Genomic DNA, 8,534 nt, shown 5'->3' with positions numbered 1-8,534 from the left:
CTTCCGGCCAATCGTGATTTATGATTTTACCGGCCAACGCGGCCAAGCGAGTAGTCTGCTCCCTCCTCATTCGACAGAGCGGGGACCTTTTTTGCAGAACACGGCCCAACCGCGCATCAAGAGGCGGCGCTTATCGAGGAAGTCGGTCCGGCGATACGCCGCCTCCACCTTGTTCGCGACCGTATGGGCGAGTGCAGCCTCCGCAACCTCACCGGAATAGTCTGTCTGCTCCGCTACCCAATCCCGGAATGCCGATCGGAAGCCGTGCACCGTCACGGTTAGCTCGCCATCCCGAAGAATCTTGAGCAGGGTCATGTCGGACAGCGGCTTCTGCACGTCCTGACCGGGAAAAACGAGGTCTCCGACTCCCGCCTTATACTCCTTCGCGCGTTCGAACACGGCAGCGGCTTCAGGCGACAGTGGCACGATGTGAGGCCGCCCCATCTTCATGCGCGCCGCCGGGATCGTCCATAGGCCAGCCTGCAAATCCAGCTCCGACCAGAGCGCGCCGCGAATCTCACCCGACCGCGCGGCCGTTAGGATGAGCGCTTCTAACGCGAGCCGCCCAACGGACCTTCGTTCGCCAAGCTTTTCCACGAATTCCGGCACGTCCGCGTAGGGCATCGCGGCGAAATGGCCGTCCTTCTTGGGCTGTCGGGGTAGCCCCTTAGACAGCGACCGCATCGGCGCTTCGGTGGCGCGAAAGCCCTTAGCACAAGCCCAATCGAGAACCGTGCCGATGCGCTGCCGTACTCGCCTCGCCGTCTCCGGCTTGGAAAGCCAGATCGGGATCAGCACCTCTCGGATCGCGGGACCCTCGATCTTGTCCACCGGGAGGTCCCCGATCTTGGGGAAGGCATAGGTGGTCAGGGTCGCAAGCCACTGGTTCTGGTGCTTACCGTTCTTCCATGCCTTTTCGTGCTCCTCGTGCACGAGTTTGGCCGCATCACGGAAGGTCGGGGCAGTCTGCCGTTCCTGCTTTCGCTCCGCGACCGGGTCGATTCCCTGCGCGATCTTCTTGCGCATGACGAAGGCTGAATCGCGTGCGTCTGCCAACGAGACATTTTTCAGCGAACCCAGGCCGATTTCCCTTCGCCGCCCATTTGACTGAACCCGAAGGACCCATCTGCCGGCCGCCTTGCTGGTCACATCGAGAAAAAGGCCATCGCCATCTGCATACCGCCCCGGCTCAGACAGTGAGCGTACCTTAAGCGCGGTGAGCTTTCCCATAACCCTCGCTCCCAAAATACCCGCCATTTTACCCACCACATTATGGTGGGAAGTGGTAGGATTGAGTGAAATCCGATGAGACGGAGAATGCAGGATTTCGTAAGCTTTTATAGCGCTTTAGGAGGGTCTTGGCGAGCCCCAAAAAGGGGGTAAGTGGCGGAGCGGGAGGGATTCGAACCCTCGATACGCTTTTGACGTATACTCACTTTCCAGGCGAGCGCCTTCGACCACTCGGCCACCGCTCCGCATACCAGGAAGGCGCGTGCCCTACCGCCTGTGCAGGCCCTAGGCAAGCGTGCGCGACCGTGCCACCTTCCGCGCCATGCTAAAGCCTCTGTTCGCGCTGCTCGCGCTCGCCGCCCCGGTATCCCTGACCGCCCAGACCCAAACCGCGCCCGCGCCCGGCGATGCGATCCCGGCCGACTGGCACGACATTCCCGACAACGAGATCATGGTGATCACGCTGAAGGACGGGCGCCAGGTTTTCATCCGCCTCGCCGCGCGCTTCGCGCCCGCGCACGTCGCCAATATCCGCAAGTTCACCGAAGCGCGCTGGTGGGACGATGCCAGCGTCTATCGCGTCCAGGAAAACTGGGTCGTGCAATGGGGCGACGCTTCCGAGAAGAAGCCGCTTCCGCCCGAGATCATCGCGCGGCCGCCGGCAGAGTTCGAGATCGGCGCATTCACTCCCGCGCAACGCCTGTCGCGGGCCGATGGCTATTCGACGGCCTCCGGCGTGACGGCCGATGGCTGGCCGATCGCTACCGACGGAAAGGCGGCCTGGCTGACGCATTGCTACGGATCGGTGGGCGTCGCACGCGATTCGCTGCCCGACACGGGCAATGGCGCCGAGCTTTTCACCCCAATCGGGCAGTCGGCGCGGCGGCTCGACCGCAATTACACCGTCGTCGGGCGGATCATTGAAGGGATGCAGTATTTCTCGGCAATGCCGCGCAGCAGTGCGGCCATGGGCGTGTACAAGGACGAGTCCGAGCGGACGCCCATCGCGTCGGTGCGGCTCGCCAGCCAGTTGCCCGAGGACGAACGGCCGCGCTTCCAATATCGCGCGGCGGACAATCCGCGCTACGCCGCGATGATCCAGAAGCGCGAGCATCCGGACGCCCCGACGATCGCCACCGGCGTCGAGGTTTGTGATCTTGCCCCGGCAGTGCGACGCACGCCGACCGAATAGGCTATTTGCCCACCCAGTCGGCGATCTCGGCGGCGACCTTGTTGGCGGCCTGGTTGAGCGCCGGGCCGACACCTTCCGAATCGATCTTTGTGACGGGCACGCGTGCCTCGAACCGGCGCTTCTCGAACACCGGATCGGCCCCGCGCAGCAGCGCGGCGTCATAGGTGACCACGGCCTCGCTGGTCTCCTCGTCGATCCCGAAGGCGCGCAGCTCGCCGGTCAGCTGGGCACCGGGGTCCATCCGCGACTGGCGGTAGCTCAGCACGACGCGCCCGGTCTGCGCGGTGATCGTGTCGGACAGCAGCCGCGCGAACAGCCGCGAGGGCGGCTCGACCCACTGGGCATCCTTGACATAGGCGATCGCGGTGCCGCCCGAATGCACCGGAACGCGATTGCTCGCCAGCTCCTGCGACACGGCTGGAACGCCGATGGTGATCGTCCCGGCGGCGTTCGACTTCTGCGTTTCGCCGACGGCCAGTCCGCTCGCTGAGGTCAGCGTGAGCAGCGAGGGCGGCGGCTTGGCGCCGAACGAGATGCAGCCCGAAAGCGGCGCGGCCAGCAGCACGGTCAGGATCATGATGCGCGTGTTCATCGGGCCCCTCATTTCTTGCCTTTATAGTCGGGCAGCTTTGGCGCGCCGAGCAGGCTCGAAGCGCCGCCCTGATCGAGCTTCTGCGATACCGAGGTGAGCGCGAGTGCCATCTCGCGCAGGTCCTGGACGAGCTGGCCGACTTCCGGGACGGTCGTCTTGGAGAAGGCCTGGAGCCCCGGCCGCGCATCGCCGATCGTCGCGTCGAGCGTCTGCATGCTCTTCTTGGCCGCCGAGATCGTCTCGTTGAGATTGGCGATGGTCGGCTTGACGTTCTCCGAGAGCACGCCGTTGGTGGTCTGGGCGAGATTGCCGATCTGCTCCGCGGCGGTCGCCGCCTTCTCGATGGCTTGGCGCGTCTCGGCGAGGGTCGCGGCGATCTCGGGCCCGCGATCGGCGAGCGACTTGGTCAGGCGATTGGTGTTGGCGAGGATGCCGCGGATCGAATCCTGGTTCTTGTCGCCGAGCAGATCCGACAGGCGCTCGGTCAGCGTCGAGATACGCTCGAGCAATTTCGGCGCCGAGCTGAGCAATGCGCCGAGGCCGCCTTGCTTGGTGGGGATGACAGGCACGCCAAGGGGGCAGGCTGCGCGCGGATGCTCGACTGGACAGGCGATCGGCGGCGCGCCCTTGACCGCGCCATCGAGCTGGACGGTGCTGGGGCCGGTGAAGCTGCCCTGGATCGACGCGGTGGTGCCTTCGAGGATCGGCACATCGGGCTTCACGCTGATGCGCACCCGCACCAGGCTGGGATCGGGCTTCCAGAACTGGATGTCCTTCACCTGGCCCGAAGGCACGCCCGAGAAGCTGACCGATGAACCGGGGCTCAGCCCGTCGACCGATTGCTTGAAGAAGATGTCATATTCGCGCTCGTTGCCGCCGCCCAGCCGCGCGAGCCAGACGATGAACAATGCCAGCACGGCGAGCAGGATCAGCACGACGGCACCAACCAGCACATGATTCGAACGCGTTTCCATCAGCCCCTCATGTCCTCAGTCCTGGCGCTCTCGGCCCCGACATTCTCAGCTTCGTGCCGTTCGGCGCTAGCGGTCGCGGCACGGCCGCGCGGCCCGTTGAAATATTCCTGGATCCACGGATGATCCAACGCGAGCAGCTCGTCGATGGTGCCGACCGCGATCACCTTCTTGTCGGCGAGCACCGCCACGCGATCACAGATTGCATAGAGCGTGTCGAGATCGTGGGTGATCAGGAACACGGTAAGTCCCAGCGTCTTCTGCAACGACGCGGTGAGTTCGTCGAATGCGGCGGCGCCGATCGGATCGAGGCCGGCGGTCGGCTCGTCGAGGAACAGGAGTTCCGGATCAAGTGCGAGCGCGCGAGCAAGCCCGGCACGCTTGCGCATGCCGCCGGAAAGCTCGGCGGGGAATTTGGGCGCGGCATCGGGCGGCAGCCCGGTCATCACCACCTTGTAGGCGGCGATCTCCTCGAGCAGCGCCTGGTCGAGCTTGGGGTAGAATTCCTTGAGCGGAACCTGGACATTCTCGGACACGGTGAGTGTCGAGAACAAAGCGCCTCCCTGGAACAATACGCCCCAGCGCTTGCGGATCTCGATCGCCTCGGTCTCCTCGCGGCCGATCGTGTTCTCGCCGAACACCTCGATGCTGCCCGCGAGCGGAGTCTGCAGTCCGATGATCGAGCGCATCAGCACCGATTTGCCGGTGCCCGATCCGCCGACCACGCCCAATATCTCGCCTCGGCGCACGTCGAGATCGAGGTCGTCATGGACCAGCTGGTCGCCGAAGCCGTTCTTGAGGCCGCGGACGCAGATGACGGTCTCGGTGGAATCGCGCGGCACCATCAGTTCCATCCGACGTTGCTGAAGAACACGGCAAAGAACGCGTCCAACACGATCACCAGGAAGATCGCCTGGACCACCGCGGTGGTGGTGCGGTGGCCGACCTGCTCGGCATCGCCTTCGACCTGCATGCCCTGGAAGCAGCCGGCGATCGCGATGATCGCGCCGAACACCGGTGCCTTGATGAGTCCGACCCACAGATCGTTGAGCGGCACGACCTCGCGGATGCGCTGGATGAAGGTGACCGGCGGGATGCCGAGCGACACCCAGCAGAGCAGGCCGCCGCCGATGATCGCAACCAGCGAGGCGTAGAAGCCGAGCAGCGGCATCATCAGCACCACCGCCAGCGTGCGCGGGACGACCAGCGCCTCCATCGGCGAGACGCCGATCGTGCGCATCGCGTCGATCTCCTCGGTGAGCTTCATCGTGCCGAGCTGCGCGGCAAAGGCCGATCCCGAGCGGCCGGCGACCATGATCGCGGTCATCAGCACGCCGAGCTCGCGCAGGGTGAGCCGGCCGACCAGGTTGATCGTATAGACCTCGGCGCCGAACTGGCGGAGCTGCACCGCGCCCTGCTGGGCGATGACGATGCCGATCAGGAAGCTCATCAGCCCGATGATGCCGAGCGCCGATACGCCGACAACCTCGAAACGCTGGACGGTCGCGTTGAAGCGGAAGCGGCGCGGATGCCGCGCGATGTTCCAGAACGCGATCAGGGTCGCGCCCATGAAGCCGAGCAGGCCGTAGAGCGTGTGCCCCGCGACGAAGACGGCGCTGCCGACTTCGTTGAGCATCCGCGTAAAGGGATCGGCAAGGCGCGCGGGCAGCTCGATCGGATGCTCGGCGGCGGCGACCTGGTCGAGCAGATGCTGTTCGTTGGGATCGAGTCCCTCGATCGTCGCGCCGCGCTCGCGGGCGAAGCGGTGGATCACCCAGGCGCCGACCGTATCCATGCGATCGACATTGCTCAGGTCGATGCGGGCGATCTGGCCGTCGACCTGTTCGAGCCGGGTCGGCAGGTCGTCCAGGCACGCGAGCGACAGGTTGCCACTGAAGCGGAGCACGGGCTCGCCTTCGGCATCGCTGCGTTCGAATTCGGTTCGTGCCCTCATCGCGGGCACCTTTCCGCGATTTGGGGTGGAACGGCAAGGAGCCGCGCGCCTAGGGCCTGTATCCGTAACCCGCAATGCCCGGGAATCCGCCCGCCCCGAAGGGGTCGCCCTGTGAAAGCCGCTGGACGGCGTCGCGTCTCTTGCGCGTGGCGCCGCCACGCGGCTGCGAGCCGCTCCTTGCCGGCGGCTATCACAGGGCGATCACGGGCTTTGCGGGTTACGGATACAGGCCCTAGATGCGTCAATGCAGCACCTTGCGATCTACGACATGGACAAGACGATCACCGCCCAGCCGACCTGGACGCGCTTTCTGGTGCACGCCGCGCGGATGCGCAGCCCCTGGCGCCTGGCGCTGCTGCCGGCGGTTGGCATGGCCGGGCTCGGCTATCTGCTCAAGCTTGTCGATCGCGCGGGATTGAAGGCGATTTCGCAGCGGCTGATGATCGGCCCGGCGCTGGCGCCGGAAGAGATGGCGCGGGTCGCGGAGGCGTTCGCGGATGTCGAAATGGAAACCGGCGTGCTCCACGGCGCCCGCGAACGCATCGCGGCGGACCGCGCCGCCGGCTACCGCCTGGTGATGGCCACCGCTTCGCACGGCTATTACGCCACCGCCATCGGGCACCGGCTCGGGTTCGATGCGGTGATTGCCACCAATGCGAAGCGCGATGCGCGAGGTCATATTCTCTCCGGCCTTGAAGGCGAGAACTGTTACGGGCCCGTAAAGCTCCGCATGATCGAAAATTGGATGACAAGCCAGCGCCTTGCGCGGAGCGACCTGCATATCCGCGCCTATTCGGACCATGTCTCCGACGCGCCCATGCTCGACTGGGCGGACGAGGCGTTCGCGGTGAACGCGCATGGGCCGCTGGCGGCGCTGGCGAAGCAAAGGGGCTGGCCGCTGCTCGACTGGCGCTGAACGAACCAACTCGCGTCGGGCCGAAGCCGGCGCCCGGCCTACGCCTCGAAGCGGCTCGTGGCGTCGCGATCGTGGTCGTATCGCCTCGTGAGCGGAAACGGCGGCAACCAGGACTCCCGACGGACGGTCCAGAGTTCGTAGGTTGGCATCAGCTGGTCAGGGGCATCCAGGGATCCCAGATTCACTTCGATCTCGTCCGCGCTGCATCCGAAAACAGACGAGCCGCAGCGCGGACAGAAATGCCGCCCGGCATAGTCGTGTGTCTCGCCCTCGACCGTCACCGCGTCCCGCGGGAAGATTGCGGAAGCGTGGAAAAGGGCGCCATGATGCTTGCGGCAGTCGAGACAGTGACAAAGGCCGACCCGATATGGGAGCCCCGACGCCACGATCCGGACGTTGCCGCACAGACAGCCGCCGGTGAATCGGTCCATTCTGCGCCTCTCTGCTCGAACCTATAGCAGCGTATCCACGGCGTGGATCGCCACGCCGACCAAGCCGCCGACCAGCGTGCCGTTGATCCGGATATATTGCAGGTCGCGGCCAACGGCATTTTCCAGCCTGCCGGTCACGGTCCGCGCGTCCCAACCGCGGATCGTGTCCGACACCAGCCGGACGATGCCGTCGCCATAGTCCGATGCAGCGCCCACGGCGGTGCGGCGCGCGAAGCGGTTGATCGTGTCCGCCAGCCTTTTATCGTCCTGCAGCGTTTCGCCGAACTGGCGCATCGCTTCGCCCAACTTGCCGCCCAGCGCCCGCTCGGGATCGCGGGCGAGGCGGAGCAGCGCGCTGCGGCTTTGTTCCCACAGCCCGTCGATCCAGCGCTGGAACGCCTGATTCTCGAGCATCTCGGCCTTGAAGGCTTCGACCTTCTCGCGCAGCTCGGGCTTGTTCTGGAGATCGTGCGCGAGGCGCTCCAGCCCCTCTTCGGCCTTGGCGCGCAGCGGATGGCTGGGATCGTCGGCCATTTCGGCGATCAATTTGTGGAGCCCGTCGATGATCTTGTTGGCGACGGTCTCGTCGAGTCCCGTCCAGCGCATCACCGCGCCCGAGCGGGCATGGACCATCTCGCGGATCAGATGCTCGTTCGATTCCAGGATGCGCTGCGCCCAGCGGATCATGCCTTCGAGCAGCGGCAAATGCCGGCCATTGGCGATCGCCGCGCCCAGCGCCTGGCCGAACAGGGGCGCGATGTCGATCGCGCGCAGCCGGGCGGCGATCGCGCTTTTGGCCATGCCGCCCAGCCGCTCCTGGTCGAGCGATTCGAGCAGGTCGGCGCCCAGGCGATAGGCACCGGCGCCGATCCGCCCGCGCCCCATCGGCGGATTGGCGAGCCAGCGCCCGGCAGCGCCGGCCAGGTTCAGCCGCTGCATTCGCCGCGCCACGACGCTGGGAGTAAGGAAATTGTCGCGCAGGAACTGGGCTAGCGTGCCGGCGATGCGATCCTTGTTGCGCGGGATGATCGCGGTGTGCGGGATCGGCAGGTGCAGCGGGTGGCGAAACAGCGCCGTCACCGCGAACCAATCGGCCAGCCCGCCGACCATCGCGGCCTCGGCAAAGGCGCGGATGAAGGGGATGGCGGGATGCAGATCCTGGAAATGCCGCGCGGCCAGGAACACGCCTGCCATCAGCACCAGCAGCCCGGTGGCGACCAGCCGCATGCGGCGCAGGCCAATGGGCAC

The 8,534-nt window shown here is 65.9% G+C and carries 9 protein-coding genes and 1 tRNA gene; 2 read left to right on the top strand and 8 right to left on the bottom strand.

What is annotated here, in order from left to right:
* Positions 1-66: 66 nt before the first annotated feature.
* Positions 67-1,230: a tyrosine-type recombinase/integrase gene (locus IAG41_RS13405; protein WP_187729112.1), complete on the bottom strand. Its 1,164-nt coding sequence runs from the start codon at positions 1,228-1,230 to the stop codon at positions 67-69.
* A 154-nt stretch (positions 1,231-1,384) separates the two neighbouring features.
* Positions 1,385-1,475: transfer RNA gene (locus IAG41_RS13400), tRNA-Ser, on the bottom strand.
* A 50-nt stretch (positions 1,476-1,525) separates the two neighbouring features.
* Here IAG41_RS13400 and IAG41_RS13395 point away from each other — a divergent pair.
* Entirely contained in the window at positions 1,526-2,422 is an 897-nt protein-coding gene (locus IAG41_RS13395) for a peptidylprolyl isomerase (protein WP_316251150.1), read from the top strand.
* A 1-nt stretch (position 2,423) separates the two neighbouring features.
* Here the strand turns inward: IAG41_RS13395 and IAG41_RS13390 are convergent, their stop codons facing one another.
* From IAG41_RS13390 to IAG41_RS13375, 4 genes are read right to left on the bottom strand one after another with little or no spacing between them, the layout of a single operon-like run.
* Positions 2,424-3,014: an ABC-type transport auxiliary lipoprotein family protein gene (locus tag IAG41_RS13390; RefSeq protein WP_187729111.1), complete on the bottom strand. Its 591-nt coding sequence runs from the start codon at positions 3,012-3,014 to the stop codon at positions 2,424-2,426.
* Between the two features lie 8 nt (positions 3,015-3,022).
* Positions 3,023-3,988 carry an MlaD family protein gene (locus IAG41_RS13385; protein WP_187729110.1) on the bottom strand — a complete coding sequence of 322 codons (966 nt, stop codon included), beginning with the start codon at positions 3,986-3,988 and terminating at the stop codon, positions 3,023-3,025.
* Positions 3,988-4,839, bottom strand: coding sequence for an ABC transporter ATP-binding protein (locus IAG41_RS13380; protein ID WP_410468087.1), 852 nt, complete (start codon positions 4,837-4,839; stop codon positions 3,988-3,990). Before IAG41_RS13380 ends, IAG41_RS13385 begins: the two co-directional genes overlap by 1 nt.
* Positions 4,830-5,939, bottom strand: coding sequence for an ABC transporter permease (locus tag IAG41_RS13375; protein WP_187729109.1), 1,110 nt, complete (start codon positions 5,937-5,939; stop codon positions 4,830-4,832). The genes IAG41_RS13380 and IAG41_RS13375 overlap by 10 nt, the downstream gene beginning before the upstream one ends.
* 244 nt (positions 5,940-6,183) lie before the next feature.
* Between IAG41_RS13375 and IAG41_RS13370 the strand changes: the two genes are divergently transcribed.
* Positions 6,184-6,855, top strand: coding sequence for an HAD family hydrolase (locus tag IAG41_RS13370; protein ID WP_187729108.1), 672 nt, complete (start codon positions 6,184-6,186; stop codon positions 6,853-6,855).
* A gap of 38 nt (positions 6,856-6,893) precedes the next feature.
* Here IAG41_RS13370 and IAG41_RS13365 read toward each other — a convergent pair whose 3' ends face one another.
* Both IAG41_RS13365 and IAG41_RS13360 read right to left on the bottom strand, forming a co-directional pair.
* Positions 6,894-7,286 carry a GFA family protein gene (locus IAG41_RS13365; protein WP_187729107.1) on the bottom strand — a complete coding sequence of 131 codons (393 nt, stop codon included), beginning with the start codon at positions 7,284-7,286 and terminating at the stop codon, positions 6,894-6,896.
* 21 nt (positions 7,287-7,307) lie between these two features.
* A complete protein-coding gene (locus tag IAG41_RS13360) occupies positions 7,308-8,513 on the bottom strand; it encodes a DUF445 domain-containing protein (RefSeq protein ID WP_187729169.1) in 1,206 nt (401 codons plus the stop codon).
* Positions 8,514-8,534 lie beyond the last annotated feature (21 nt).

This window comes from Sphingomonas sp. JC676, from assembly GCF_014489075.1.
GTDB lineage: Bacteria > Pseudomonadota > Alphaproteobacteria > Sphingomonadales > Sphingomonadaceae > Sphingomonas.
Note: the sequence above shows the minus strand (reverse complement) of the source record. Positions and strands in the feature narration are given on the sequence as shown.

Bases quoted from the DNA above. Each gene is read 5' to 3' on its own strand.
- IAG41_RS13405 (WP_187729112.1), bottom strand. From the start codon at position 1,230: ATGGGAAAGCTCACCGCGCTTAAGGTACGCTCACTGTCTGAGCCGGGG.
- IAG41_RS13390 (WP_187729111.1), bottom strand. From the start codon at position 3,014: ATGAACACGCGCATCATGATCCTGACCGTGCTGCTGGCCGCGCCGCTT.
- IAG41_RS13385 (WP_187729110.1), bottom strand. From the start codon at position 3,988: ATGGAAACGCGTTCGAATCATGTGCTGGTTGGTGCCGTCGTGCTGATC.
- IAG41_RS13380 (WP_410468087.1), bottom strand. From the start codon at position 4,839: ATGGAACTGATGGTGCCGCGCGATTCCACCGAGACCGTCATCTGCGTC.
- IAG41_RS13375 (WP_187729109.1), bottom strand. From the start codon at position 5,939: ATGAGGGCACGAACCGAATTCGAACGCAGCGATGCCGAAGGCGAGCCC.
- IAG41_RS13370 (WP_187729108.1), top strand. From the start codon at position 6,184: ATGCAGCACCTTGCGATCTACGACATGGACAAGACGATCACCGCCCAG.
- IAG41_RS13365 (WP_187729107.1), bottom strand. From the start codon at position 7,286: ATGGACCGATTCACCGGCGGCTGTCTGTGCGGCAACGTCCGGATCGTG.
- IAG41_RS13360 (WP_187729169.1), bottom strand. From the start codon at position 8,513: ATGCGGCTGGTCGCCACCGGGCTGCTGGTGCTGATGGCAGGCGTGTTC.